Source organism: Streptomyces tibetensis, from assembly GCF_040647715.1.
Taxonomy (GTDB): Bacteria; Actinomycetota; Actinomycetes; order Streptomycetales; family Streptomycetaceae; genus Streptomyces; species Streptomyces tibetensis_A.
Map to the genome: position 1 here is coordinate 61307 of NZ_JBEZCR010000010.1, position 24834 is coordinate 86140.

At 72.8% G+C, this 24834-nt stretch carries 21 protein-coding genes; 9 read left to right on the forward strand and 12 right to left on the reverse strand.

The genetic code is table 11. The features are described 5' to 3' along the window. The first annotated feature begins 52 nt into the window (after positions 1 to 52). Positions 53 to 1285, forward strand: a complete 1233-nt coding sequence (locus AB0B29_RS25680) for a PP2C family protein-serine/threonine phosphatase (protein WP_362243841.1) — start codon at positions 53 to 55, stop codon at positions 1283 to 1285. 135 nt (positions 1286 to 1420) lie between these two features. On the opposite strand, the gene paaK is transcribed toward AB0B29_RS25680, so the two are convergent. Both paaK and paaI read right to left on the reverse strand, forming a co-directional pair. Beyond that, a complete protein-coding gene (paaK, locus tag AB0B29_RS25685; RefSeq protein ID WP_362243842.1) occupies positions 1421 to 2776 on the reverse strand; it encodes a phenylacetate--CoA ligase PaaK in 1356 nt (451 codons plus the stop codon). Continuing rightward, on the reverse strand, positions 2777 to 3163 hold the full coding sequence (gene paaI / locus AB0B29_RS25690; RefSeq protein WP_362244087.1) for a hydroxyphenylacetyl-CoA thioesterase PaaI: 387 nt from the start codon (positions 3161 to 3163) through the stop codon (positions 2777 to 2779). Positions 3164 to 3377: 214 nt separating this feature from the next. Here paaI and paaA point away from each other — a divergent pair, with 214 nt between their 5' ends. Genes paaA through paaE form a run of 5 tightly spaced genes read left to right on the forward strand, consistent with a single transcriptional unit; the run spans position 3378 to position 7116 of the window. Next, a complete protein-coding gene (gene paaA / locus AB0B29_RS25695) occupies positions 3378 to 4364 on the forward strand; it encodes a 1,2-phenylacetyl-CoA epoxidase subunit PaaA (protein ID WP_362243843.1) in 987 nt (328 codons plus the stop codon). After that, positions 4361 to 4654, forward strand: coding sequence for a 1,2-phenylacetyl-CoA epoxidase subunit PaaB (paaB, locus tag AB0B29_RS25700; RefSeq protein WP_053672731.1), 294 nt, complete (start codon positions 4361 to 4363; stop codon positions 4652 to 4654). Before paaA ends, paaB begins: the two co-directional genes overlap by 4 nt. Before the next feature lie 10 nt (positions 4655 to 4664). Continuing rightward, positions 4665 to 5492 (forward strand): 1,2-phenylacetyl-CoA epoxidase subunit PaaC, encoded by an 828-nt coding sequence (gene paaC / locus AB0B29_RS25705; RefSeq protein WP_362243844.1) that lies wholly within the window; start codon positions 4665 to 4667, stop codon positions 5490 to 5492. Beyond that, positions 5486 to 6001 carry a 1,2-phenylacetyl-CoA epoxidase subunit PaaD gene (gene paaD, locus AB0B29_RS25710; RefSeq protein ID WP_362243845.1) on the forward strand — a complete coding sequence of 172 codons (516 nt, stop codon included), beginning with the start codon at positions 5486 to 5488 and terminating at the stop codon, positions 5999 to 6001. The genes paaC and paaD overlap by 7 nt, the downstream gene beginning before the upstream one ends. Beyond that, positions 6001 to 7116 (forward strand): 1,2-phenylacetyl-CoA epoxidase subunit PaaE, encoded by a 1116-nt coding sequence (gene paaE, locus AB0B29_RS25715; protein ID WP_436845882.1) that lies wholly within the window; start codon positions 6001 to 6003, stop codon positions 7114 to 7116. Before paaD ends, paaE begins: the two co-directional genes overlap by 1 nt. Here the strand turns inward: paaE and AB0B29_RS25720 are convergent. The 4 genes from AB0B29_RS25720 to AB0B29_RS25735 all read right to left on the reverse strand — a co-directional run bounded on the left by AB0B29_RS25720 (position 7053) and on the right by AB0B29_RS25735 (position 11215). Next, a complete protein-coding gene (locus AB0B29_RS25720) occupies positions 7053 to 8372 on the reverse strand; it encodes an acyltransferase family protein (RefSeq protein WP_362243846.1) in 1320 nt (439 codons plus the stop codon). The two genes, paaE and AB0B29_RS25720, sit on opposite strands and share 64 nt — an antisense overlap. After that, on the reverse strand, positions 8369 to 8902 hold the full coding sequence (locus AB0B29_RS25725; protein WP_362243847.1) for a hypothetical protein: 534 nt from the start codon (positions 8900 to 8902) through the stop codon (positions 8369 to 8371). Before AB0B29_RS25725 ends, AB0B29_RS25720 begins: the two co-directional genes overlap by 4 nt. Then, positions 8899 to 9504, reverse strand: a complete 606-nt coding sequence (locus tag AB0B29_RS25730) for an RNA polymerase sigma factor (RefSeq protein WP_362243848.1) — start codon at positions 9502 to 9504, stop codon at positions 8899 to 8901. Before AB0B29_RS25730 ends, AB0B29_RS25725 begins: the two co-directional genes overlap by 4 nt. Positions 9505 to 9565: 61 nt before the next feature. Further along, the gene (locus AB0B29_RS25735) at positions 9566 to 11215 is read right to left on the reverse strand and encodes a PucR family transcriptional regulator (RefSeq protein ID WP_362243849.1); all 1650 of its coding nucleotides are present in this window, start codon (positions 11213 to 11215) and stop codon (positions 9566 to 9568) included. 226 nt (positions 11216 to 11441) lie between these two features. Here AB0B29_RS25735 and AB0B29_RS25740 point away from each other — a divergent pair, with 226 nt between their 5' ends. Genes AB0B29_RS25740 through AB0B29_RS25750 form a run of 3 tightly spaced genes read left to right on the forward strand, consistent with a single transcriptional unit; the run spans position 11442 to position 17010 of the window. Beyond that, positions 11442 to 12710 carry an aspartate aminotransferase family protein gene (locus tag AB0B29_RS25740; protein WP_362243850.1) on the forward strand — a complete coding sequence of 423 codons (1269 nt, stop codon included), beginning with the start codon at positions 11442 to 11444 and terminating at the stop codon, positions 12708 to 12710. Further along, a complete protein-coding gene (locus AB0B29_RS25745; RefSeq protein WP_362243851.1) occupies positions 12707 to 15574 on the forward strand; it encodes an FAD-binding and (Fe-S)-binding domain-containing protein in 2868 nt (955 codons plus the stop codon). The genes AB0B29_RS25740 and AB0B29_RS25745 overlap by 4 nt, the downstream gene beginning before the upstream one ends. Then, a complete protein-coding gene (locus AB0B29_RS25750) occupies positions 15571 to 17010 on the forward strand; it encodes an NAD-dependent succinate-semialdehyde dehydrogenase (protein ID WP_362243852.1) in 1440 nt (479 codons plus the stop codon). The genes AB0B29_RS25745 and AB0B29_RS25750 overlap by 4 nt, the downstream gene beginning before the upstream one ends. A gap of 413 nt (positions 17011 to 17423) precedes the next feature. On the opposite strand, the gene AB0B29_RS25755 is transcribed toward AB0B29_RS25750, so the two are convergent. The 6 genes from AB0B29_RS25755 to AB0B29_RS25780 form a co-directional block, all read right to left on the reverse strand. Then, positions 17424 to 18104: a hypothetical protein gene (locus AB0B29_RS25755; RefSeq protein WP_362243853.1), complete on the reverse strand. Its 681-nt coding sequence runs from the start codon at positions 18102 to 18104 to the stop codon at positions 17424 to 17426. Next, positions 18091 to 20487 carry an ATP-binding protein gene (locus tag AB0B29_RS25760; RefSeq protein ID WP_362243854.1) on the reverse strand — a complete coding sequence of 799 codons (2397 nt, stop codon included), beginning with the start codon at positions 20485 to 20487 and terminating at the stop codon, positions 18091 to 18093. Before AB0B29_RS25760 ends, AB0B29_RS25755 begins: the two co-directional genes overlap by 14 nt. After that, the gene (locus AB0B29_RS25765) at positions 20484 to 22247 is read right to left on the reverse strand and encodes a ThiF family adenylyltransferase (protein ID WP_362243855.1); all 1764 of its coding nucleotides are present in this window, start codon (positions 22245 to 22247) and stop codon (positions 20484 to 20486) included. The genes AB0B29_RS25760 and AB0B29_RS25765 overlap by 4 nt, the downstream gene beginning before the upstream one ends. Further along, on the reverse strand, positions 22244 to 22825 hold the full coding sequence (locus AB0B29_RS25770) for a hypothetical protein (protein ID WP_362243856.1): 582 nt from the start codon (positions 22823 to 22825) through the stop codon (positions 22244 to 22246). Before AB0B29_RS25770 ends, AB0B29_RS25765 begins: the two co-directional genes overlap by 4 nt. After that, positions 22822 to 23247 carry a hypothetical protein gene (locus AB0B29_RS25775; RefSeq protein WP_362243857.1) on the reverse strand — a complete coding sequence of 142 codons (426 nt, stop codon included), beginning with the start codon at positions 23245 to 23247 and terminating at the stop codon, positions 22822 to 22824. Before AB0B29_RS25775 ends, AB0B29_RS25770 begins: the two co-directional genes overlap by 4 nt. A gap of 530 nt (positions 23248 to 23777) precedes the next feature. Next, positions 23778 to 24791, reverse strand: coding sequence for a hypothetical protein (locus AB0B29_RS25780; RefSeq protein ID WP_362243858.1), 1014 nt, complete (start codon positions 24789 to 24791; stop codon positions 23778 to 23780). Positions 24792 to 24834: the final 43 nt, after the last annotated feature.

The window sequence follows — 24834 nt, forward strand, 5'->3', positions numbered from 1 at the left end:
TCAGACATTTCCGGGACGTGCCCCGCGCACAGGCAGGACTGCGGATAAAGACATGAACCAAGCCCCCCACCATGGTGACGACCACCCGCCCGTACGGCCGTTCCGCAACCGGGTGGCCGGTGCCGGGGCTTCGGCCCGCAGGCGCGCCGTCGCGCAGCTGGGCGTCGGCGCACCCGTCCTGCCGGTGCTGCCCGTCCTCGTCGTCGCCGCCGTCGTGTCCGCCGACCTCGTCGGCGGGGCGGGGATGGTCTGGCTCCCCCTGCTCGCGGCCGGGCCCGCCCTGGCGGCCACGACCAACGGACCGCGCGGGGTCCTCTGCGTCGGCGTCCTCACCGTGGTGGTCGGTGCGACGCTCGGAATCCGGGACGCAGTGCCGGGCCGCGAACTGGCCGCGGTGCTGTCGGCCCTGGTCGCCGTCACACTCGCGAGCGGCCTGGCCGGTGTGCTGCGCGGACGCCGGGAGCGGGTGCTCGCCGCCGTCCGGTCGGTCGCGGAGACCGCCCAGCACGCACTGCTCAAACCCGTGCCGTCGACCGTCGGGCCGTTTCAGGTGGCCGTCCGCTACAGCGCCGCGGCGGCCGAGGCCCGCATCGGTGGCGACCTCTACGCCCTGATACCGACCCCGCACGGGGTCCGGCTGATCGTCGGCGACGTGCGCGGCAAGGGGCTGCCTGCCGTCGGAACTGCTGCGCTGGTGCTGGGTGTGTTCCGCGAGGCCGCCCACGACGAGCCCGACCTCCTCGCCGTGGTCGACCGGATCGAGCGTAGCCTCGCCCGCAATCTGGGCCGCGACGACTTCGTGACCGCCGTGGTCGCCGGGTATCCGCGCGAGGGACATCTGGAGGTGGTGAACTGCGGACACGCGCCCCCGCTCCTGGTGCGCGCCTCCGGGACCGTCACCCCGGTGGAGCCCGTGCTTCCGGCGCCGCCGCTCGGACTGCGCGACCTGGCGGGATACGCCCCGGGACTCCACACGCTCCCCTTCGCCGACGGCGACCAGCTGCTGCTCTACACCGACGGGGTCACCGAGGCCCGCGACGGAGGCCGCGCCTTCTACCCCTTGGCCGAGGGCCTCGAGCGGCACGTCTCCCAGGAGCCGGCGGCCACCCTCGGCGCGCTCCACGAGGAACTGCTGGCCCATGTGGGCGGCAGGCTGCACGACGACGCGGCCCTGCTCCTCATCCGCAAGCCCGCCGTGCGCGCGGCGGAAGCGGAGGCTGCTGTTGCGAGCGGCACCGGCCCGGACGTTCCTGCCCCGGTGCCGGGGGCGGAGTGCTGCTCCTGAGGGCCGTGGCGGCTGCACCGGCCCTTGTTCGGGGGGTGGCCCTGCTCCTGAGCGGCGGCCGCACCTTCCGGGGCGCCCTCGCCCCGGTGCCACGGGGCGAAATGCCTCTCGTGACGTCACCGCGGCCACAGGCGCTCACGCCTCGCGCAGGTCCTTCACCCGGCGGATCTTGCCGACGGAGCGCTCCAGAGTCTCCGGTTCGACGATCGCCACGTCGGCGGCGACGCCGATGCCGTCCTTGACGGCTTGGGCGATCGTCCCGGCCGCGGCCTCGCGCTGCTCGGGACCGGTGCCGGGGCGGGCCTCGACACGCACGGTCATGTGGTCCAGGCGGCCGCGCCGGGTCAGCCTGATCTGGAAGTGCGGGGCGACGCCGGGCGTGCGCAGCACGATCTCCTCGATCTGGCTGGGGAAGACGTTCACCCCGCGCAGGATGATCATGTCGTCGCAGCGGCCGGTGATCTTCTGGATGCGGCGGAACGCGGGCCGGGCCGTGCCGGGCAGCAGCCGCGTCAGATCCCGGGTGCGGTAGCGGACGACCGGCAGGGCCTCCTTGGTCAGGGACGTGAAGACCAGCTCGCCCTCCTCTCCCTCGGGCAGCACCTCACCCGTGACCGGGTCGACGACCTCGGGGTAGAAGTGGTCCTCCCACACGTGCAGCCCGTCCTTGGTCTCCACGCACTCCTGCGCGACACCGGGACCGATCACCTCGGACAGGCCGTATATGTCGACGGCGTGGATGTCCGTCCGCTCCTCGATCTCACGGCGCATCTCCTCCGTCCACGGCTCGGCACCGAAGACGCCCACCCGCAGACTGCTCGCGCGCGGGTCGAGGCCCTGCCGCTCGAACTCGTCGAGCAGCGTCAGCATGTAGGACGGCGTGACCATGATGATCTCGGGCCGGAAGTCCTCGATGATCTGCACCTGGCGCGCGGTCATGCCGCCGGAGGCCGGGATCACCAGACAGCCGGCGCGCTCCGCGCCGTAGTGCGCGCCGAGGCCGCCGGTGAACAGCCCGTAGCCGTAGGAGACGTGCACCTTGTGGCCGGCGCGCCCGCCCGCGGCGCGGATCGAGCGGGCGACGAGGTCCGCCCACGTCGACAGGTCGTTCTCGGTGTAGCCGACCACCGTGGGGCGGCCGGTGGTGCCGCTGGAGGCGTGCACCCGCCGTACCTGGTCCATGGGGACGGCGAACATCCCGAACGGGTAGGTGTCCCGCAGGTCGGCCTTGGTGGTGAACGGGAAGCGGGACAGGTCCTCGAGTGAGCGGCAGTCGTCGGGGGAGACCCCGGCCGCGTCGAACTTCTTCCGGTACGCCTCCACGTTGTCGTAGGCGTGCCGCAGGCTGCCGCGCAGACGGTCGAGCTGGAGCTCGCGCAGCTGCTCGCGGGTCAGCCGCTCACCGTCGTCGTACAGGTCGTGGGGGAGGGGCTCGCCGAGCCGCCGCGGTGTCGGCTCAGAGGCCCGGGAGGCCGTCTGCTCGCTGGTCATTCAGGACTCCTCCGGCCTCGTGCTCCTGATGCTCCGGCTGCGGCCCCGGAACTCCGCCACGACCTCGTCACCCCGCCTGACCGTCACGTCGTAGAGGCCGCTGCGCCCGTAGCGGGTGCGTTCCTCGGCCCTCGCCACGAGCTCGTCGCCCTGGTGCGCCGGGGCGACGAACGTGATGTCCGCGCCGGCCGCGACGGTCACCGGGCCGCGGCTGTTGCACGCGCAGGCGAAAGCACTGTCGGCGAGCAGGAAGACGTAGCCGCCGTGGGCGATCCCGTGCCCGTTCACCATCGCCGGGGTGACGGTCATCCGCAGCACGGCGGTGCCTTCGCCCTGCTCCAGCAGCTCTATCCCGAGCGCGCGGGAAGCCTCGTCCGCGGCGAACATCGCCTCCGCGGGTGGCGTCGTCGCATCAGCGGCATGGGTCACTTCTCGCACCACCTCATGGCCCGACCGAACATTCGGTTAGCTTGGCGTTGTCATGTAATCCAGGCGTCTCGACGCCTGTCAAGGGTCCAGGACTTGGTCAAGGGGTCTTACCAAGGCCTGCCGGAGTGTCCTACGATGGACCGAACGAATGGTCGGTTGGGAAGTGGGACGGATGGACACGACACACTCCAGCCCCGCGGGGGCGGACGGCGCCGAGCCGGCTCTCCAGCAGCACTTCGACGCGACGATCGCGCGGGACCAGCGGATCGAGCCGCGCGACTGGATGCCGGAGGGGTACCGGAAGACACTGATCCGGCAGATCGCGCAGCATGCGCACTCGGAGATCATCGGCATGCAGCCGGAAGGCGAGTGGATCACCCGCGCGCCGTCGCTGCGCCGCAAGGCCATTCTGTTCGCCAAGGTCCAGGACGAGGCCGGGCACGGGCTGTACCTGTACTCGGCGGCGGAGACGCTGGGCGCCGACCGCGCGGACCTCACCGAGCGCCTCATCGAGGGCCGCCAGAAGTACTCATCGATCTTCAACTACCCGACGCTGAGCTTCGCCGACGTCGGCGTGATCGGCTGGTTCGTGGACGGCGCCGCGATCTGCAACCAGGTGCCGCTGTGCCGCTCCTCCTACGGGCCGTACGCGCGCGCCATGGTGCGCATCTGCAAGGAGGAGTCCTTCCACCAGCGGCAGGGTTACGAGCTGCTGATGACGATGATGCGCGGCACCCCGGAGCAGCGCGAGATGGTGCAGGACGCGGTGAACCGCTGGTGGTGGCCGTCGCTGATGATGTTCGGTCCGCCCGACGACGCCTCGCCCAACTCCGCGCAGTCGATGGCCTGGAAGATCAAGCGGCACAGCAACGACGAACTGCGCCGGCGCTTCGTCGACATGACCGTTCCGCAGGCCGAGAAGCTCGGCGTGACGCTCCCGGACCCGGAGCTGCGCTGGAACGAGGAGCTGGGCCACCACGACTTCGGCACGCCCGACTGGGACGAGCTGATGCGGGTCATCAAGGGCGACGGCCCGTGCAACGACCAGCGGATGGAACGGCGCCGCACGGCCCACGAGGAGGGCGCCTGGGTGCGCGAGGCGGCCACCGCCCACGCCGCCAAACAGGCCGCCCGCGCGCAGAAGGGAGCGGTGGCATGACCGCCGACAGGCAGGACTGGCCGCTGTACGAGGTGTTCGTGCGCGGCAAGCGCGGACTGAACCACGTCCACGTGGGATCGCTGCACGCCGCCGACGACCGCATGGCGCTCACCCACGCCCGCGACCTGTACACCCGGCGCAACGAGGGCGTGAGCATCTGGGTGGTGCGCTCGGAGCACATCGCCGCCTCCACCCGCGACGAGAAGGATCCCTTCTTCGAGCCCAGCGCCGACAAGGTCTACCGGCACCCGACGTTCTACGACATCCCCGAAGACGTCCCGCACATCTGAAGGAGAGGGCATGAGTGACGACCACGTCTACCTGACCCTCGCCGAGGGACACGACGACGACACCCGCTGGGCCTACGGCACCGGCTTCGAGGACCCCCTGCACGGCGTCGACACCACCGTCCCGGACGGCGTGGACGCCGCTGAACTGGCGGACCTCTGCGTCACGCTGGCCGACGATGCGCTGGTCTCGGCCCAGCGGCTCGCGGAGTGGACCACCCGCGCCCCCGAGCTGGAGGAGGAGGTGGCGCTCGCCAACATCGGCCTCGACCTGCTCGGCCAGGCCCGCCTGCTCTACTCCCGCGCGGGCCAGGCCGACGGCACCGGCCGCGACGAGGACGCCTACGCCTACTTCCGCGACGCCGGCGACTTCCGCAACGTACGCCTGGCCGAACTGCCGGGCGGCGACTTCGCGTTCTCGATCGTGCGGCTGCTGGTGCTCGTCAGCTGGCGCCTCGCGCACTTCGAGCGGCTCACCGCGCACCGCGACCCGGTGCTCGCGGCCATCGCCGCCAAGGGCGTGAAGGAACTGGCCTACCACCGCCAGTACGCGGCCGAGTGGGCCGTGCGCCTCGGCGACGGCACCGAGGAGTCCCACCGCCGGATGCGCAGGGCGCAGGAGCAGGTGGCGCCCTACCTGGGCGAGCTGTTCACGGCGTGCGACGTCCGGGACGAGGTCGTCGCGGTCCTCCGCCAGGTCACCGACGCGGCAGGACTGCCCATGCCGGTCTACCGCCCGCTGCCCGGCTCGGGCCGCACCGGGGACCACACCGAGCATCTCGCCCCGCTGCTCGCCGAGTTGCAGGGCGTGGCCCGCGCTCACCCGGAGGCGACATGGTGACGGCACTCCTGGACGAGCGACGGGCCCGGCGCATCGCCGAGCAGGTGCCCGACCCGGAACTGCCCATGCTCACCCTGGCCGACCTCGGCGTGCTGCGCGAGGTGTCGCTCACCGAGGACGGCACGGTCGTCGCGAGCCTGACGCCGACCTACTCGGGCTGCCCGGCGATGGCCGAGATGCGCGCGGGCGTGGCCGCCCGGCTGCGTGAGGCGGGGTACGCGCGCGTGGAGATCCGCACGGTCCTCGACCCGCCGTGGAGCACCGACTGGATCACGGCGGAGGGCCGCCGCAAGCTCGCGGAGCACGGCATCGCCCCGCCCGGGGCAGCGCCGCGGCACGCCGTGGGGCCCGTTCCGCTCGTGCTGTCGCCGACCCGCCGCTCGGTGCCCTGCCCCCGCTGCCGCCACCCCGACACCGAGGAGACCTCCCGCTTCGGCGCCACCTCCTGCAAGTCCCTGTGGCGCTGCCTCGCCTGCCGCGAGCCGTTCGAGTACGTCAAGGAGATCTGATGGAGGACCTGATGGAGCCGGCCCCCGCCCCGGCGGCACGCCCGCGTGCCCGCCGACGCCCGGTCTTCCACCCCCTGCGGGTCGCCGCCGTGCAGCCCCTGTGCGAGGACGCGGCAGCCGTCAGCTTCGACATCCCGGCCGAGCTGGCCGAGGAGTTCACCTTCGCGCCCGGACAGTCGCTCACCGTACGCCGCGACATCGACGGCAGGGACGAGCGCCGCTCGTACTCGATCTGCGCCCCCGCCGGCACAGCGCCGCGGATCGGCGTCCGGGTGGTGCCGGGCGGCCTGTTCTCCTCCTGGCTGGTGCACGACCTGCGCCCCGGCGACACCGTCGAGGTCATGGCGCCCACCGGTGCCTTCACCCCCGACCTCACCGCTCACGGCCACCACGTCCTGATCGCGGCCGGCTCCGGCATCACGCCCATGGTGTCCATCGCCGAGTCCGTCCTGGCCGCCGACCCCCGCTCGCGCGTCACCCTGCTCTACGGCAACCGCCGCACCGGCACGGTCATGTTCGCCGACGAACTCGCCGACCTGAAGGACCTCTACCCGACGCGGTTCCAGCTTGCCCACGTCCTGTCCCGCGAGCCCCGCGAGGCCGAGGTGCTCTCGGGCCGACTTGACGCCGAGCGGCTCTCGGCGCTCGTCGACGCCCTGGTGGACGTGGAGTCGGCGGACCACTGGTGGCTGTGCGGACCGCACGGCATGGTCCGCGCCGCCCAGCAGGTCCTGACCGGCCTCGGCGTCCCCGCAGACCGCGTCCACCAGGAGCTGTTCTACGCCGACGACGAGCCCGTCCGTGAGGTCCGGCACGCCGAGACCGGTCCCTCCGGCCCGATCAGTCAGGTCACCGTCACCCTCGACGGCCGCTCCACCACCTCCCCGCTGCCCCGCGACCGCACCATCCTGGAAGGGGCCCAGCAGATCCGTCCCGACCTGCCCTTCGCCTGCAAGGGCGGTGTCTGCGGCACCTGCCGGGCCCAGATCACCGACGGCAAGGCCGACATGCGCCGCAACTTCGCCCTCGAACCGTCCGAGGTCGACGCGGGCTACGTCCTCACCTGCCAGTCATTCCCGGTGTCGGAGGAACTGACGGTGGATTTCGACACCTGAACCCGAGGCGCCTGATCCCGAGGCGCCTGATCCCGAGGCGCCTGATCCCGAGGCGCCTGATCCCGGGACGCCTTATCTCCCGAGCGCCGGGCCAGCCTGCGCCCCCAGGTCTGGCCCCGCGCTTCGATGTGCCGGTGGGTCACCACGCACAGGGGCAACAGGACGGCGAAAAACGCCACTTCGAGCACGGCGTTGTCGTCGTGCCTGCGTCCGGCGGTGCCGTCGATCACCGCCAGCAGCACCGGATGCACCAAGTACACCGAGTAGCTGACCGCCCCCAGGCCGATCAGGGGTCGCGGTAGGCGCCGGCCGCGCCACGCCCAGCCGGCGGCGAAGGTGAGCACGGCCAGCAGGAACGCCGTGATCCAGCCGCGCCGGGTGAAGTGGTCGCCGTCGCCGTACCGGTAGGCGCTTCCCACGGCACAGACCACCACCAGGACGGCCGTGCCCCCTGCGCTGCGCCAGGTGCTCCGCCCCCGCTCGGCACGACGGACCGCGGTACCGAGGAACATGACGGCGAGGATCAGCAGGCCCTCCCACAAGGGGACCGTGCCGTTGAAGGCGACCAGCGCGAGCCCCAGCGCCCCGCCCAGCACACCACCGAACACCCGCGGCACGGGCGAGCCGGAGCAAGCACAGCACAGGGCGACGCCCATGGCGATCGACGCGAAGGCGATCAGCGGGCCGGTGCCGACCAGGCCGGACAGCGCGGAAGACGGCAGCACGGCACCCGCCGCCGCGCTCACTCCCGCGAGGACCGCCAGAAGGACCGCGACCGCCGCGGACCGCCGGTGCAGCCGGACCGTGAAGAGCGCGACGACCAGCAGGTAGAAGCACATCTCGTACGACAGCGTCCACAGGACGAGCAGGACGTTGGGCGTCCCCAGCAGCTCCTGGAGCATCGTGACGTGCGCGACGGCCACCGTGAGCGCGCTCTGCGAGCCGGTGTCGCGCAGCTCGGCGAGCCCCAGGACGTCGACGGCGAGCAGCACCGCGACGACGACCGCCCACAGTGGGTACACCCGGAAGACCCGCCCGATCCAGAACGTCCGCACACAGCCCCGGCGTTCCAGCGACGCCGGGATGATGTACCCGCTGACCAGGAAGAACACCATGATGCCGTAGCGGCTGGTGTTGAACTGAGGCATCAACTCCGCCCGGAAGTCCGGCATGAAGGTGTGCGACGAGTGGTCGAACACCACGACGAGTGCGGCGAGTCCGCGCAACCCGTCGAGCCAGCCCAACCGCCCGCTCACCGGTCGCAGGGCTTCACCGCGTGACGCTCGATCTCGTCCCTGGGCACCGGCTCGCCCCAGGAGTTCTCGATCACCAGCGTGCTGCCCCGGCGCAGGGTGACGGGCCAGGCACGGATGGGGTCGCCCTCGGCGGTGAGGACCATGACGCGTGGGATCTTCCACGAACTGCACACGTCCCCGGGAGCGACCACGTCGACCCGGATGCCCCACGGGCGCACGCGTTCCGCGAGTTCCAGCTGGTCGTCGATGCCGAAGCCTCTTGTCCTGACGGTGAGTTCGACACTGCCGTCGTCGGTGCGCTCCGCCGCGAACGCGCCGGAGTCGGCGGGCGAACCGGGTACCACCACCGTGGCGGCCCACGCCGCCGCGCAGGCCGCCGCCACCACGGCGATCCGCCGCGGGGCGGACCGGCGGCGCACGGAAGCCGTCGCCCTGCCGAGGTCGTTCGCCCCGGACCCCGCCCCCCGTAGGGTGATTTCCCCTTTCAGCTCAGCGAGCAGCCGGTCCTCGAACGTCGTCCTCGTGCTCATGCTTCCCCCCTCGCCACGTACACCAGCGATGCCTCCGCCGTCCGATCGGACCGCCCGTCCGTCTCCTCCCGCAGTGCCTTGCGCGCCCGGTGCAGCCGGACCCGGGCCGTGACCTGGCGGATGCCCAGCGCGGCCGCGGCCTCGGTGACCGTGAGCTGGTCGACCGCGATCAGTTCCATGACGGCCCGCTCACCCTCGGGCAGCCTCGCCAGCGCGGCAAGAACGCGCCGCCCGGGGCTCTCCGCGTCGAGCTTGTCCTCGATGCGGGCGATGTCGTCGGCCTCCAGCAACCGCCGCCCGGAGATGCGCAGATCGCGTTCGGTCTCCCGGGCGATTCGGCGGCGCTCCGACGACACCACGTTGCGGGCGATGCCGTACAGCCATGCGGTCTCGCTGCCGAGGTGCGGCCGGTACGTGCCGGCCGAGTCGAGGACGGCGAGGAAGATCTCGGCCGTCAGGTCGGCCGCCGTGTGCGGGTCGTCCACCCGGCGGGCCACGAAGCGCAGCACCGCGTCGACGTGACGCCGGTAGAACTCCTCGAAGAGCCGCGGGTCGCCGACCGCCGCGGCGGGCCCGCCCCGTAACCGTTCCGCGTCGTCCACGCATGTCCCCTTCTCGCGACCGGTGCCTGTCACTTGTTCTTGGAACGGGACGGGAAAAGCGTTACAGGGGGTGCGCTCCCCGGTCGGCACGCAGTACTCGCAACGCCGTCAGCGCCACGTGGAGTTCCGTGCGGCGGTCGCCGCATTCGAGGTCGGTGTCGAGGAGGCGCTCGATGGCGCGCAGACGCTGGTACATGGTCTCCCTGGACAGGCCGCCGCGACGGGCCGCCGTCGTCTTGTTGCCCGCCGCGTCGAGGTAGTGGCCCAGGGTCGTCAGCAGGTCGGTGCCGTGCCGGGTGTCGTGGTCGATGAGCCGGCCCAGCCGGCGTTCGGTGAAGTCCTGGATCCTGGTGTCCTCGCGCAGCGCGTACAGCAGCCGGCGCAGGTCGATGTCCGGCAGCTCGTGGAAGGAACGGTCCGCGGGCGGGGCCTGGCCGGGCGGGGTGGCCTCTATGACCCGGGCCGCCTCCCGGAAGGAGCGTGCGGTGTCGGCGAGATCCGCCACCTCCGAACCGACACCGACGATCGTCGCCGGGGCCAGAGCCAGGGCCGTGCGGCTCAGCCGTTCGGCCACGGGCCGCCAGGGCTGGGCCGGGCGCAAGGCCAGCAGGACGCCGAGGCGCCCGGGGGAGAGCTCTCCGACCAGGGCCGGGACACCGGCCGACCTCAGCTCCCGGTGCAGCCGCGTCTCCGGCTCGGTGCCCCGCCCGCCGGGCCCCGGGTCCACGAGGATCGCCAGGAACACACCGGCCTCCGTGGGCAGGCCCAGCGCGGCGCAGCGGGCACGGACGTCCTCGGGGGAGTGGTGGCGCTGCTCCGCCAGCTCCCGCAGCGCGTTGCGATGGGCCGTGTGCTCCCACGGCGTGGAATGGATGAGCCGGGCCACGGTCAGGGCCATCGCCGTCCGTTCCAGGACGGTGAGGTGCTCCGGCCCGAAGACCGCCCCGTCGGCGGGCAGCATGGCCAGGCGCCCCCAGCGTTCGCCCTGGTAGGAGACGGGCGCGGTGAGCCAGCCCTCCGGGCCGCCCACCTCGGTGTGGTCACCGGGCTCGGTCGCCCGGGAGCGCCGCTCCCAGTCCCCGAGCGCCTCCTCCACCGTGCTCCCCGAGGGCTCGCAGATCAGCGCCTGGTGCACCAGGTTCTCCAGCACGACCGTCCGGCCGCTCATCTCCGCCGCCGCGCGCACCACGTCCTCCGGCCCCGCCCCGCGCAACGTCAGGGCGGTGAACGCCTCATGGATGCGCTGCGTGCGGCGCATCGCGTCGGCCTGGTTGCCGAGAATCAGGGCGTGCACGACCTGCGTGACCTCGAGGAAGTTGACGTCGCGAGCCAGGGTGACCAGGGGGAGTCCCCGGGCCCGGCAGGCCTGCACGAGGGCGTCGGGCGGCCGGTGGTAGCGCCGTACGAGCTCGATGACCAGGGCGGCCGCCCCCACCTCGGTGAGTTCCTCGACGTACCGGCGGACCCCCGCGGCGTCCTCGGGCAGGGGCATGCCCGTGGTCAGGACCAGCTCGCCGCCCTTGAGGAAGGAGGCGGGGTCCGTCAGCTCGGTGATGTGCACCCAGCGCACCGGCCGGTCGAGCCGGTCCAGTCCCGTGACGACCTGGGGCTGCCCGGCGGCCAGGACCGGCAGGGCGAGGACGTCGGCGAGGGTCGGCGCACGGCCGGCCGGGGCGGCGTCCGGACCGGCCGTCGGGGGGTGAGCGTTCACGGTGCCTCCCTGCGTGCCCGGTCACTCTGACAAGCGGCGCTGACCTGCGCAAGAGCTGTCCACGGGAGGGGCGGGCGGTGCCCGCGGGGTTCGCCGGTTGACACATCGTCCGGAGAACGGGCTCCGGCTGGACAGATCACGCGTTGTCCCGTTCCGCGACGGCTCGGATGCTCGGTACCGGAGCTGAGCCAAGCCATCGGACCTCGTCGTACGGCCGGGAGAGACCATGACCGCACTGTCGCCGCACCTTCGCCAGGCCACGCCCGTCGTGGCCGCCCGGGGCGAGGGCGTCCACCTCTACGGTGAGGACGGCCGCCGCTACCTCGACTTCACCGCCGGCATCGGCGTCACCAGCACCGGGCACTGCCACCCCGAGGTCGTGGCGGCGGCCCGGGAGCAGGTGGGCACGCTGATCCACGGCCAGTACACGACCGTCATGCACCAGCCGCTGCGCCGCCTCGTCGACAAGCTGGGCGAGGTGCTGCCGGCCGGTCTGGACAGCCTGTTCTTCACCAACTCCGGCAGTGAGGCCGTCGAGTCGGCCCTGCGGCTGGCCCGCCAGGCCACCGGCAGGCCCAACGTCCTGGTCTGCCACGGCGGCTTCCACGGCCGTACCGTCGCCGCGGCCTCCATGACCACCTCCGGCATCCGTTTCCGGTCCGGGTTCTCGCCGCTGATGAGCGGCGTGGTCGTCACCCCGTTCCCGACGGCCTTCCGGTACGGCTGGGACGAGGAGACCGCCACCCGCTTCGCGCTGAAGGAACTCGACTACACCCTCCAGACGATCTCGTCGCCCGCCGACACGGCCGCGATCATCGTCGAGCCGGTCCTCGGCGAGGGCGGCTACGTCCCCGCCAACCGCGCCTTCCTGGAAGGCCTGCGGGAGCGGGCCGACCGGCACGGCTTCCTGCTGATCCTCGACGAGGTGCAGACCGGTGTCGGCCGCACTGGCCGCTTCTGGGGCCACGACCACTTCGGCGTCACCCCCGACATCCTGGTCACCGCCAAGGGTCTCGCCAGCGGCTTCCCCCTCTCCGGCATCGCCGCCTCCGAGGAACTGATGACGAAGGCCTGGCCCGGCTCGCAGGGCGGCACGTACGGCGCCAACGCCGTCGCCTGCGCCGCCGCCTGCGCGACCCTGGACGTCGTACGGAACGAAAGGCTCGTTGAGAACGCCGAGGCGATGGGCAAGCGGCTCCGCCAGGGCCTGGAGGCCGTGGCCGACCGGACCCCCGGCATCGGCGACGTCCGCGGCCTGGGCCTCATGCTCGCCACCGAGTTCGTCACCGAGGACGGCAGCGCCGACCCGGAGACCGCCGCCCGCGTCCAGCGGGCCGCCGTCGACGAGGGCCTGCTCCTGTTGCTGTGCGGCGCCTGGAACCAGGTCGTCCGTATGATCCCGGCGCTCGTGATCGACGAGGCGGGCGTCGACGAGGGCCTCCGGGCCTGGGCGAACGCCGTCGAGGCCGGAACCTCGGGAGCGTCGCACCGATGAGCACCGCCACCCGCGACCTGGCGGGTCTCACGGCCCGTCTCGCCGAGCTGGCGCCCGGTCTGCGGGTGGAGACCGGACCGGAGGCCACCGGTCCCTACGCCTACGACGCCTCCAACTACCGTGTGCCGCCGCGGGCGGTGGCCTTCCCACGCAGCGCCGAGGATGTGGTCGCGGTGCTGCGGGCCTGCCGTGAGGCGGGTGTGCCGGTCACGGCCCGTGGCGGCGGCACCAGCATGGCGGGCAACGCCGTCGGGGCGGGTGTGGTGCTGGATTTCTCCCGGTACATGAACCGGATCCTGGACATCGATCCCGTGGCGCGTACCGCGCGGGTCGAGGCGGGGGTGGTGCTGGATGCGCTGCGCGGTGCAACCGCGCTGCACGGGCTCGACTTCGGTCCGGACCCGTCCTCGCACAGCCGCTGCACGCTCGGCGGAATGATCGGCAACGACGCGTGCGGGAACCGGTCGGTGCGTGACGGGCGAACCGGTGGGCATGTGGTGGCGCTGGAGATCGTGACGGCCGACGGCGTGCGGGCCGTGGCCGACCATACCGGGCTGCGTGCCGCCGAGCAGGGCGACGCGGAGGCTGTGCGGCGCGTCGCCCGGCTCGATTCCGAAGTCCGGCGTCTGGTCGAGGAGAATCTGGCACCGATCCGGACCGAGCTGGGGCGTATTCCGCGCCAGGTCTCGGGTTATCAGCTGCAGCATCTGCTGCCGGAGAACGGCTTCGATCCGGCCCGCGCCCTGGTGGGCAGCGAGGGCACCTGTGCGGTCGTCACCGCAGCGACGGTCCGCCTGGTGGCGACCGCACAGGCATCCACCCTCCTCACGCTCGGCTACGACGACGTGGTGGCCGCGGCCGAGGACGTGCCGCAGATCCTGCGTTTCGCGCCGAGCGCGGTGGAGGGCATGGACGAGGCGATCGTCGCGACCATGCGCGCCCGCCGCGGACCGGATTCGGTCACCGGCCTGCCCGAGGGCCGGGCCTGGCTGTACGTGGAGCTCGAAGGCGACGACCAGGCCGAGGTGAACGCCCGCGCCGTCGAGCTGCTGGAGGCGCTGAAGGCCCTGGGCCGGCTGACCGGTGGCCGCGTGGTGGAGAGCCCGGCGGAGCGGCGGTCGTTGTGGCGGGTGCGGGAGGACGGGGCCGGGCTGGCCGCCCGGCTGGTGGACGGCGGGGAGTCCTGGCCGGGCTGGGAGGACGCGGCCGTCGCGCCGGATGACCTGGCCGCCTACCTGCGCGGGTTCCGCAAGCTGCTCGACTCCCACGGGCTGACCGGTGTGCTGTACGGGCACTTCGGCGCGGGCTGTGTGCATGTGCGGATCGACTTCGACATGACCACCGATGACGGTCGGCAGGTCATGCGGCGTTTCCTCGCGGAGGCCGCCGCGCTGGTCGTGGAGCACGGCGGCACGCTGTCGGGTGAGCACGGTGACGGGCGGGCCCGCAGTGAACTGCTGGAGGTGATGTACAGCCACCGTATGATCGCCGCGTTCGCCGCCTTCAAGCGGGTGTTCGACCCCGACGGGCTGCTCAACCCCGGCGTCATCGTCGATCCGGCCCCGCTCGACGCCGACCTGGCGCTGCGCGAACTTCCCCTGCTGGAGACGACGTCCGGCTTCCCCCATGACGAGGACGGTTTCGCCGGTGCGGTGCGCCGCTGCGTGGGGGTGGGCCGCTGCCGCAGCCATGCGGGCGGGGTGATGTGCCCCAGCTACCGGGCCACGGGTGAGGAGAACGACTCGACCCGCGGCCGGGCCCGCATGCTGCAGGAGATGGTCCGCGGCGAGACGGTGACAGACGGCTGGCGCTCCAGCGAGGTGCGCGATGCCCTCGACCTGTGCCTGTCCTGCAAGGCCTGCTCCAGTGACTGTCCGGTGGGTGTTGACATGGCCACCTACAAGGCCGAGTTCCTCCACCAGCACTACCGTGGCCGCCTTCGCCCCCGCTCCCACTACTCCCTGGGCTGGCTGCCGAAGAGTTCGGCGCTCGCCGGATACGCCGCCCGGCCGGTCAACGCCCTGCTGCGCGGACCGCTCGGCAAGCTCCTGGCCCGTCTGGGCGGCGTCACCACCCGGCGCAGGATCCCCGCCTTCGCCTCCCGCCGTGAGCTACGCAAGACCCTCCAGGCGGCGAAGACCACGGAACCGGCCAAGGCCCTGCTCTTCGTGGACAGCTTCACCCGAGCCTTCCGCCCTCAGGTAGCCGGAGCGGCGAGCCGCGTCCTCGCCGACGCCGGAATCCCCTGCACCCCCCGTGACGGCCTGTGCTGCGGTCTCACGTGGGTCAGCACCGGCCAACTGGACACGGCCCGCACCATCATGACCCGCACCGTGACCGCTCTCGACAACGGCGACGACCGGCCCATCATCGTGGCCGAACCCAGCTGCGCCGCCGCCCTCAAACGCGACGTCCCCGAACTTCTCGGCACAGCGGAAGCCCAGCGTGTCGCGGATCGCGTCCACACCTTCACCGGCGCGCTCACCGACCTGGCCGGCCAGGGCTGGAGCCCTCCGCCCCTGCCGGAGGACATCGTGCTGCAGACCCACTGCCACGAGTACGCCACCTTCACCGGCCGCCGTCCCGCCGACCTCCTGCGCCGCCTGGGCGTACGCGAGGTCGACGAGGCGGAGGGCTGCTGTGGACTCGCCGGCAACTTCGGCTTCGAGGCGGAGCACTACGACACCTCCATCGCCGTCGCCGGCCTGGCGCTGGAGCCCCGTCTCGACGGACGGCCCGTCGTCGCCGACGGCTTCAGCTGCGCCACCCAGATCGACCACCTCGCCGGTGACCGGGGCATCCGCGCCCTGCACCTCGCCGAACTCCTCGACCCCGCCGCCGACCAGCCAGGAGAGACGACATGACCGAGGTCCTGAACCAGCTGTTCATCGGCGGTGCCTGGGTGGACGCCGCGGATGGTGCCACCATGCCCGTCGACGATCCCGCGACCGGTGAGCTCATCTGCCACGTCGCCGACGCCGGCCCCAAGGACGCCCGGCTCGCGGAGGAGGCCGCCGTCCAGGCCCAGCAGGACTGGGCCCGTACGGCACCCCGGGCGCGCAGCGAGATCCTGCGCCGTGCCTACGAGATCGTCCTGGAGCGCACCGACGAGCTCGCCCACCTGATGACGTCCGAGATGGGCAAGCCGCTCGCCGAGGCCAGGGGCGAGGTGGCGTACGCCGCCGAGTTCTTCCGCTGGTTCTCCGAAGAGGCCGTCCGTGTCGACGGTGGCTACGGCACCCTGCCCGACGGCCGCAACCGCATGCTGCTCTCCCGCCGCCCGGTCGGCCCCTGCCTGCTGATCACGCCGTGGAACTTCCCGCTGGCCATGGGCACCCGCAAGATCGGCCCGGCGATCGCGGCGGGCTGCACCATGGTCCTCAAGCCCGCCCCGCAGACGCCGCTGACCAGCCTCGCGCTGGCCGGGATCCTGAAGGAGGCAGGTCTGCCGGACGGTGTGCTGAACGTCGTCACCACTTCTCGGGCCGGCGAGGTCTGCGAGCCGCTGCTGCGCGGCGGCCGGATCCGCAAACTGTCCTTCACCGGTTCCACCGCCGTCGGACGGCTGCTGCTCGCGCAGTGCGCCGACACCGTCGTGCGCACGTCGATGGAACTGGGCGGCAACGCGCCCTTCATCGTCTTCGACGACGCAGACCTGGACGTGGCCGTGGACGGCGCGATGATCGCCAAGATGCGGAACATGGGCGAGGCCTGCACGGCGGCGAACCGGTTCTTCGTGCACCGGTCGGTGGCCGAGGAGTTCGGGCGGCGGCTCGCCGAGCGGATGGGCGCCCTCGTGGTGGGGCCCGGCACCCGGAACGGCGTCGACGTCGGCCCGCTGATCGACGCCGCCGGACGCGCCAAGGTCGTGGACCTCGTCGCCGACGCGGTGGAGCGCGGCGCCCAGGTGCTCGTCGGCGGCCGCCCGCCGGAAGGGCCCGGCCACTTCTACCCGCCGACCGTGCTGGCCGGCGTCGACCCCGGCAGCCGTCTGATGGACACGGAGATCTTCGGGCCGGTCGCCGCGATCCTCACTTTCGACGACGAGGACGAGGTGCTGCGCCGCGCCAACGACACGCCGTGGGGCCTCGTCGGCTACGTCTTCACCCAGGGGCTGGATCGAGGGCTGCGCGTCAGTGAAGGCCTGGAGGTCGGCATGGTGGGCCTGAACACCGGCCTCGTCTCCAACCCCGCCGCACCCTTCGGCGGAGTCAAGCAGTCCGGCCTCGGCCGCGAAGGCGGCCGCGTCGGCATCGACGAGTTCCTGGAGTACCAGTACGTGGCGGTGCCCGTGCGCTGACGGCCGCTTGTCCAGGCGCGCCGAACCGGCAGATGGTCGAACTGGATCCAGCCGTCCCGGCCCAGACCCCAGAACCCGCAGAACGCCGTCACCGAAGTGCGGTTGCCGGGATTGAAAGGAGGTGTTGTCGGACCTGGTGAACCGGAACGGCGTGGTTCGGACAGCCGGAGGGAGTTCCCGGGGCGGCGGGTCGCCGGAGACGCCGCCGCCTCCCCGCAGATCGTCTCCGCCGGTTTCAGAGTGAGCAACAGACATGTCTCGTCCGGGACCGGAGCGGTGCAGTTGTCGAACTCGCCCGGCCCGGCCGCCGCGTCGGGTGCCGCGCAGCACAGGACGACGAGCATGGCTGCCGTGGCCAGTGTAAGGAACCGCCTGATGCCGACCGACAAAAGGACCTCCTGGTGGTCCGTGAGTCAGTTGATGTGGAACCCGACGCCGGGACCGTTGCCCTGGTAGGTCCCGTCCCGGGTGTGCTCAGTGGTGCTGATGGAGAAGGTCTGGCCGGGGAAGCGGCCGTAGAAGTCGGGGGAGGGCAGTCGCATCCGTGCCGTGAAGTCACCGTCGCCGTCGGTGCGGGCCTCGCCCATGGCGGTGGCGTGGAACGTCAGCTTCACCAGGCCGTCACGGACGAACCCGGATCCGGTGACGGTGACGGTCGTGTGGGCCGAGCCGCTCCTGGGACTGACCGTCAGCTCCTCGGGGGCGGAGTAGGTGTCGTTCTCCGGGACTGTGTCCGGGTACGAACCGGATCCGGCCGAGGAACCCGACGACCATGGCGGTGTGGCGGAGCCGAAGTCCGGCAGGCCGCCGGAGTTGATCCACCCGTTGATCACGAACGCCGCGGCCACCAGGAACGCGATCCCGCCGAGGATGCCGCTCCCGCCACCGCTCTCCTCGCGGCGCGGGGCCGGGGGCGGAGCTGCCGCCGGTCCCGGCGGCAGCGGCGCGGGGCCGCACTTCTTCTTGCCCTTTCCCGCGGGCTTCCCCGTCTTTCCCGTTCCGGGGAACGACTGCGCGCCGCCCGTGAAGGGAGCGGGCCCGGGCCGGCCGGTGATCGCTTCGCGGATCCTCTCCAGGTCCTCATTGGCCGCCATGTGCCTGCTCCGCCCCTCGTCGTGTGTCGGCAGCGACCCGGTCGGCGATCAGGCGCGCTTCCCGTACGGCCGCGGCGGCCCCGCGCCGGTCGGCCGCCCGCACCCGGGTCAGCGCCCGGGCGATGACGCAGTAGAACCCGGTGTGCAGTTCCTCGGAGTCGAACCGCATGCCGTCGCGGGGCACGCGGTCGCCCAACGCTCGCAGAGCGGCTACCGCCTGCGCTTCCTGGGCGACGCCCGCCAGCTCGTGCTCGACGTCCGGTACCAGCCTGAGCCAGTGCCGGGCCGCGCACGGCCGAGGACAGGCCTGGCACCAGATCCGCTCGGCCGGCCCGGGCTGCCCGCCCAGCGCGGGCCCGGCCGCGGACCGCCGCACCTCGTCGACCGGGGCAGGGGGTTCCGGGGTCACCGACACCCACACCGGAGCCGGGTGGCCGCCCGCCGACACGACGAAGGCCTCGCCCCGGCCGAGCAACGGCACCTGCTCGGCCACCTCGCCGATCGCTCCGGGGCCCGGCGCCTCGCGCAGCCGGTGGGTGAGCAGATTGGGAAACAGGCCGGTCACCGTGTCCGGGAGCTGTTTCGGGTCCTGCGTCACCAGGACGAACCCCTGCCCGTAGGAACGCTGTGTTGCGATCGCCGTCGCGGTCGCCTCCGCGGCGGCCGACATCCGGAACTCGTTCTGGGCGGGGCTGCCCCCACCGCCTAGCAGCAGGTGCGCTTCCTCCAGGACGGTCAGATGTCCGAAGCCGGGGAGCGGATGGGCCCGCCGGTAGGCCACGAGACCGGCCAGCAGCAGGCCGAAGGCCAGTTGCCGGGCCGCCCGGTCCCCGAAGTCGGCCAGTGTGATCACCGAGGGCTCGGCCAGCAGCCGTCCCCAGTCCAGCCCGGCGTCCGGGCCACCGGCCAGGGCGTCACCGCCCGCGCCCGCCAGCAGACTCTGCACCCGCTGCCCGAGCGAGGCCCGCAGATTGGCGGCCTGTTCCCCGGTGCCCCCGTACGCACAGACCTGTTCCAGGACCGCCCGGTAGAGCTGGGCCACGGTGGGCGGGGCGTCGTCCTGGTAGAGATCGGTGACAGCGTTGCGCAGGGCCGCCGCGGCGAGCGGCCAGGACGCCGACAACCCCGTGGCCGCGTCGAGGCATTCGGCCACGGTGTCGGCGAACGCGGCCCTGTCCACGCCCTCGGGGACCGCCAGCGGGTTGATCTGCGTCCCGTCGTGACCGAGCCTCAGGGCATGGGCACCCATCGGGAGGTAGTCGGTCTTCTCCGGGTCGACGACCAGGTACGGGACCGCGTGCTCGCGCCACATGCGCCGCAGCAGCGTCATCACGGTGGTCGTCTTGCCGAACCCGACGAGTCCGGTGACGAGCAGATGCTGATTGAGGTCCGGCATCCGCAGCCGGTACGGCCGGCCGCCGGCCGACCGGCCCAGCCGGACCCCGGCCCCGTCCGCCTGCGGGGCGTAACGGGAGACGATCGCGGGACGCCGCTCCAGGCGGGTGACCGCCTCCCTGGGCAACGCGGTGAGAGGCAGCAGGCCGGCCGCGGTCTGCGGGGGCACGATCGTGCCGTTCCGGACCAGTTCCAGCGTGCTCGGTCGGGGCAGCTCCGCGACGGGTTCGGGGGACAGGCCGGGCGCGGCGAGCGCGGCCGCGAGCTCCGCCGCGACGGCGGGCCCGTCCGCCGTGACCGTCACGGTCGCGTGGAAGGCCACCAGAGCCTGGTCCAGAGCCTCCAGCGAGGCCGTCGGACCTGACGCGTCCACCAGGCCGCCCGCCGCCTGGTCCCGTTCCGGGGCCGTCGCCCGTCCGTCGACGCGCCGGACCACGCGGCGCAGCACCGGCACGACCGTCCGCGGCGGCGCGAGCGGTACCAGCGCCACCCGTACGCCGCACGCTCCGGCGGAGCGTTCGACGGCGTCCAGCAGCGCGGCCCACCGCAACCCGGCGGGCGGCCAGCACGCGATGCTCCGGCCCGACAGCCGCCCGGCGGGCCCGGCGCTCAACCGCCACGTCAGCGCACCCTCGGCGCCCGCCGGCCCGCCGTCGGCCGACCCGAAGTCGGTGAGCCCGGCGAGCAGATCACGGCAGCGGGCCACATGGCCGGCCACCGACGCGTGCTGCCCGGTCAGCCGCAGCTCCATGCGCGCTCCCGTCACCGGATCACGCCAGACACGAGCGTGCACGGCGACGGGATCACCGGGCCGCATGCCCGCCAGGAACTCCGCCAGCCTGAGCCGCAGGACATCATCCACCGTCCGCGACGAACGGTCGGGCGAGGGAACCGCGGCCTGTGCCGGCAGCCGGACGACCGGCAGACTGACGCTGCGCGCCGTCGCCGGAACGCCGGCCGGGCCGGTGGTCTCCTGTGCCGCGCTCATGATTGTCCCCCTGTCCTGATCAGGTCGCGCAGCCTGCCGGGCGACACGTCCTGGGCGGGCCCGGCCAAAGGGTCGGTCCTGGAGTCCTCGGCACCGCACACCGGGCAGTCGGGCCTGCGTTCCACCGTCATCCAGACGCTCTGGAAGGCATGCTGGCCCGGGGCCTCGGCGAGTACGTGCCCGAACAGCCAGTAGCCGGGTTCGGTGCCGAACGCCACGTAGGACTGGCCGCGCTCACGGGCGACGGTCAGGAACCGCGCGATGCGCGCCTGCCCGGTCCCACCGTCGGACGGGTGCAGCAGGGCGAGCGCGATCTTGGCGGCCGCGGCCGAGACGTGCTGGATGTCCACGACCAGTCCGGGTTCGGCGACCAGTCGGCCCGTGCCGTAATCGGCCGGCTGTACGAGGGCAGTGCCCGCCGACAGCTCCCGTACCCCCGCCGTGGCACAGCCCCAGCACGCGGCCCCCGGATAGGTCATGATCACCTCACCGCCGGCCGCGCCCCGGTACAGACCGGGGAAGACCGCCGGAACGCCGGTCCAGTACGCGAGGTGGTCCAGGCGGCGCTGGGCCCGGCTGTCGTCGGTGGCCGCGACCAGCAGATCACTGTCGCGCAGTTCGTCGGCCAGACCGCGGGCGCCGAGCTCGTGGACGGTACGCCCCAGCGTGCGCACCGACAGATCCGGGTTCACCGCGACGAGCCGGGAGGCGAGTGCCGACACCTTCGACCGGCCGATGTCGCGGACCGTGTACGGGCTGCGCCCGAGGTTCTCGGGGGCCACCCGCTCCGGGTCGATCAGGGTCAGCCCACCGACTCCCGAGCGAACCAGGCACTCGGCGAGGTACGCGCCGACCGACCCCGCGCCGGCCATCACGACGTGCCGCCCCGCGAGTTCGGGGGCGACCAGCCCCGCGCTGCGCGCGAACAGCCTGGGCGTGCGGCGGCCGCCCCGGCGCGCCCGCGGACGCGCCGTCCCGGCCGAAGCCGCCCACAGCCGCGCTGCGGAGGCCGGGGAACGGCGCCGCGGCCTCGCCGCCGCCACGGCCAGGGCGAGCCGGTCGGCGGCCGCGGCCGCCGGATCCCACGACAACGCGAGCGGTGAGCCGTGCGTGACCAGCACCGGAGGTGTGGCCGGGAAGTCCACGCCGAACAGCACCGCCGACACTGAGGGCAGCGCCTCGAAGCGGGCCCGCACGGCCAGCACCGGGACACCGTCCATGGTCAGCACCTCGGGTTCGCCCACCTCGTGGGCTCCCGCCCGGTCCAGCGAGGCCGACACCGGCAGCACGAGCGGACGCATCGGCAGCACCTCGACCCCGCCCGGCGTGCCCACCGCGCCGAACCACGACACCCGCGTCCCACGGCTGACCAGTTCGTGCGGGGCCGGTGGCCCGTCGTCCCGCGTGACCACGGGCGCCAGGTACCGCCCGAGATGCGGGTTCAGCGCGAGTGACCGGCCGAACTCGCGGTGGTCCTGCTCGGACGGTTCCGGGAGTTCTGCGGGATGCGAGTGGACGATGCCCTTGAACCGTGCCGCACCGGCCCGCTGGATCCGCTCGACCTCCTCGATCAGCCGGGTGCTGGTGCGGTACCGCACGCTGGTGACGGCCGCCTCATCGTCCGGCACCAGATGCGTGACCAGATCGGTGCCCGCCGGCCCGAGCAGCGCCCCGCCGGCTTCCGGCGGCACCCCGCCGATCCGGTCGACGATCGCCGCAAGCGCGTGATCGGTGACCCGTACCCTCATCACGGCGCTCACCGCCCTTCCGCCGCGAACGGGAACCGGTGGCCGCCCCGTACGAACCCCATGCCCAGCGCCCACAGAACGGACTTGGAGTACGCCTCCTCGAGCGTCGGCCGGCCCGCACCGCGCGTAGGGGACAGGCAGATCGTCCCGTCCGCGTACAGATGGCCGTCGTGCGCATCGATCACGTTCCGCTGGACGAGCTGCTCCAGCGGGGGCTCGACCAGCTTCACCCGGTACTCGCGCCCGTCGAAGAACGCGAACAACGTGTAGCGCTCGTCGAGTTCGGTCGTGATCGAGTACGCCCAGCCGCGCACGTCCGGCTCGTCGACGTACACGGTGCCCTCCGGCATGTGGGTCCGCGCGAACTGCCGGTCCGCCGCCAGCCGCCGCTGATCGGCCCTCGAGGCGGCGAAGGTGCCGTGGTGCACTCGGGAGACCGGTTCGTCCTCCGCCGAGTCCCCCCGGTAGATCGTGCCGTCCCGCCCCACGGTGATCCGCGCCGACGGATCGTTCGGGTACGGGTCCTGCCTGGTCTGCGCCCGCATGATGATGTCGCGCAGTTCGTTCAGGTCGCCGGAGTTCCTGCTCATGGGCGGTACCCCCCGGTCCCGAGCTCCGAGGAGGACTTGTTGTCGTGGGTGTTGCTCGACGACCTGTCCTGCTCGTTGAGATGGGTGTGGAAGTCGGTCCGGGGCACCGACGTCTGTCCCTGGCCGCTGTGGAGCTGCTGGTCCGTCTGCTTCAGGCCGCCGGTGCGGTCGTGGCCCCACGAGTGATGACGCTCGTACGGATCGGACACGCGCTGCCCGTCCTCCGCCTCCAACGACCCCTTCTGGCGGGGCGGATGGCCTTGCGGTGCGGTGGTTCCCCCGTCGCCGGTCTGCGGAGGGCGGGCGCCCGTGGGACGGGGGTGTCCCTCGCCCGGCTCAGTGCGGTGCCCTCCGCCGTGCCGCTCTTCCCACCGCTCGCGGGGGCCGATGGACCAGCCGTCGACGAACTGGCGCGGCCGCAAGAGCTCTCCGCCTCCCTCTCGCGACGCCCCGCCGGGATGTCCGGGAGCCTGCCGTTCGCCGTTTCCCTGAGGTTGTTCCCTGGTAGGGGCCGGGCGTTCGGTGGCCGGGGCCGGGCGTTCGGTGGAGGGCGTGGGCTGGGCGCCGCCACCGTCCGGGTGCTCCTCACCCCGCGGCCGCCGCTCCCGCGGCCCGGTGGGCGGCTCGGCACCCGGCCCGGGGCGGGCGCTGCCCCCTTGGCGTTCCCGGGCCGGTACCCCGCCCTGGGCCTGCCCGGAGCCCTCCCCCGTGCGCGGCCGGCCCGCCCCCGGCTGTCCCTGATCCTGCTGCGCCGGGCCGAAGAACCGGTCATGCCTGCGGTGATCGGGTGCGTCGACGAGGTGATCTTCCCTCGGACGGTGGCCGTTCCCCCGGCGGACGTCCCCGCTGCGCGGTCCACCGCCTTGTGCGTTCGGCGGTGCCGGGGCGTTGCCGTCGCGTCGGCCGTGCTCGTCGTCCCGATGCTGCTCCTGTTGCCGGCGAGATCCCGCGCTCATGCGGAGCGCCTCCTTTCGTCCAGTTGTCCGATGTCGTCGAGGGAGGACCCCTCGCTGTCGCGGCCCGGTTGGGGCACGCGTCCCTGCGCCAGACTCCGCAGCAGTTGGGTCGGTGTGACCTTGAGCTCCTCGGCTGCGAAGGGCAGTGTGTCGGCGTACTCGCCCAGCAGCTGGGTCAGCGTCTCCCAGCGCGCTTTGACCACCTCGCCTGCGGCCTCCGGGTCCCGCATGAACAGGGGAATCACGTCGTACACGGCGGCCACGTCCACATCCAGCTCGGCCTGGCGGATGCTGTGCGCGCGCTCGGTCTGGTCGGCATACTGCTGCCTGAGATCGACCAGGAGGGCACGCAGCGGCTCGAGCGCGACGTTGGCCTGCTCTTTGGCGGCGTCGATCTCTCGCTCGTCGTGGACCCGCTCAATAGCGATCACCGTCGGGTCGGGCGTGACGTCCACATCGACGAACTGCTCCACTACCAGCAGGCCCCCGCCGGGCCCGGTGGACGCGCCGGGCGGGCCGGCCAGGATGCTGCGGCTGTCCAACGCGAGATAGACGTCGTCGTGGCCGCGCTCACGCAGCAGTCTGCGCGCCCACGCGCGGAAGTCGGCCTCCAGCCGGACCCCGGCCGCCTCGCCGTACCGGGAACTGAGCACGCCGTAACGGGCCACGACGTCCAGCAGGGACTCGGGGTCGGCGCTCCAGCGGGGCTGCACCACCGCGACCGCGCTCACCCCGACCTTGCGCGCGTCCGCCAGCCGTACGGCGTCGGCCGACATCTCCACGGTCTGCGGCGCGTTGTCGAAGAGCAGCACGGACAACTCGCCGGTCGCGGGCAGCCTGCGGCCGGTGAACAGGCCGGTCACCGTGCTGTGCCGGCCGGGGCCGCACACCCGGCAGGGCACCCCGTTGCGGAAGATGACGGCCAGCCAGCCGACGTTCACCACGAGCCACCGCTCGGGCAGGGGGAATGGTCCCTTCACCAAGGTGGGCAGGACGTATGTCTCTGACATGCCGGAGACCTCCAGCGGGCGTTGAAGTCACTCGAAAGTGTTC

What these genes read in the sequence shown, in the direction of transcription:
- paaE (WP_436845882.1), top strand. Translation starts at nt 6,001, where the DNA reads ATGGAGGACCTGATGGAGCCGGCCCCCGCCCCGGCGGCACGCCCGCGT.
- AB0B29_RS25750 (WP_362243852.1), top strand. Translation starts at nt 15,571, where the DNA reads ATGACCGAGGTCCTGAACCAGCTGTTCATCGGCGGTGCCTGGGTGGAC.
- AB0B29_RS25760 (WP_362243854.1), bottom strand. Translation starts at nt 20,487, where the DNA reads ATGAGCGCGGCACAGGAGACCACCGGCCCGGCCGGCGTTCCGGCGACG.
- paaK (WP_362243842.1), bottom strand. Translation starts at nt 2,776, where the DNA reads ATGACCAGCGAGCAGACGGCCTCCCGGGCCTCTGAGCCGACACCGCGG.
- AB0B29_RS25780 (WP_362243858.1), bottom strand. Translation starts at nt 24,791, where the DNA reads ATGTCAGAGACATACGTCCTGCCCACCTTGGTGAAGGGACCATTCCCC.
- paaA (WP_362243843.1), top strand. Translation starts at nt 3,378, where the DNA reads ATGGACACGACACACTCCAGCCCCGCGGGGGCGGACGGCGCCGAGCCG.
- paaC (WP_362243844.1), top strand. Translation starts at nt 4,665, where the DNA reads ATGAGTGACGACCACGTCTACCTGACCCTCGCCGAGGGACACGACGAC.
- AB0B29_RS25680 (WP_362243841.1), top strand. Translation starts at nt 53, where the DNA reads ATGAACCAAGCCCCCCACCATGGTGACGACCACCCGCCCGTACGGCCG.
- paaI (WP_362244087.1), bottom strand. Translation starts at nt 3,163, where the DNA reads ATGTTCGCCGCGGACGAGGCTTCCCGCGCGCTCGGGATAGAGCTGCTG.
- AB0B29_RS25745 (WP_362243851.1), top strand. Translation starts at nt 12,707, where the DNA reads ATGAGCACCGCCACCCGCGACCTGGCGGGTCTCACGGCCCGTCTCGCC.
- AB0B29_RS25740 (WP_362243850.1), top strand. Translation starts at nt 11,442, where the DNA reads ATGACCGCACTGTCGCCGCACCTTCGCCAGGCCACGCCCGTCGTGGCC.
- AB0B29_RS25755 (WP_362243853.1), bottom strand. Translation starts at nt 18,104, where the DNA reads ATGGCGGCCAATGAGGACCTGGAGAGGATCCGCGAAGCGATCACCGGC.
- AB0B29_RS25725 (WP_362243847.1), bottom strand. Translation starts at nt 8,902, where the DNA reads ATGAGCACGAGGACGACGTTCGAGGACCGGCTGCTCGCTGAGCTGAAA.
- paaD (WP_362243845.1), top strand. Translation starts at nt 5,486, where the DNA reads ATGGTGACGGCACTCCTGGACGAGCGACGGGCCCGGCGCATCGCCGAG.
- paaB (WP_053672731.1), top strand. Translation starts at nt 4,361, where the DNA reads ATGACCGCCGACAGGCAGGACTGGCCGCTGTACGAGGTGTTCGTGCGC.
- AB0B29_RS25770 (WP_362243856.1), bottom strand. Translation starts at nt 22,825, where the DNA reads ATGAGCAGGAACTCCGGCGACCTGAACGAACTGCGCGACATCATCATG.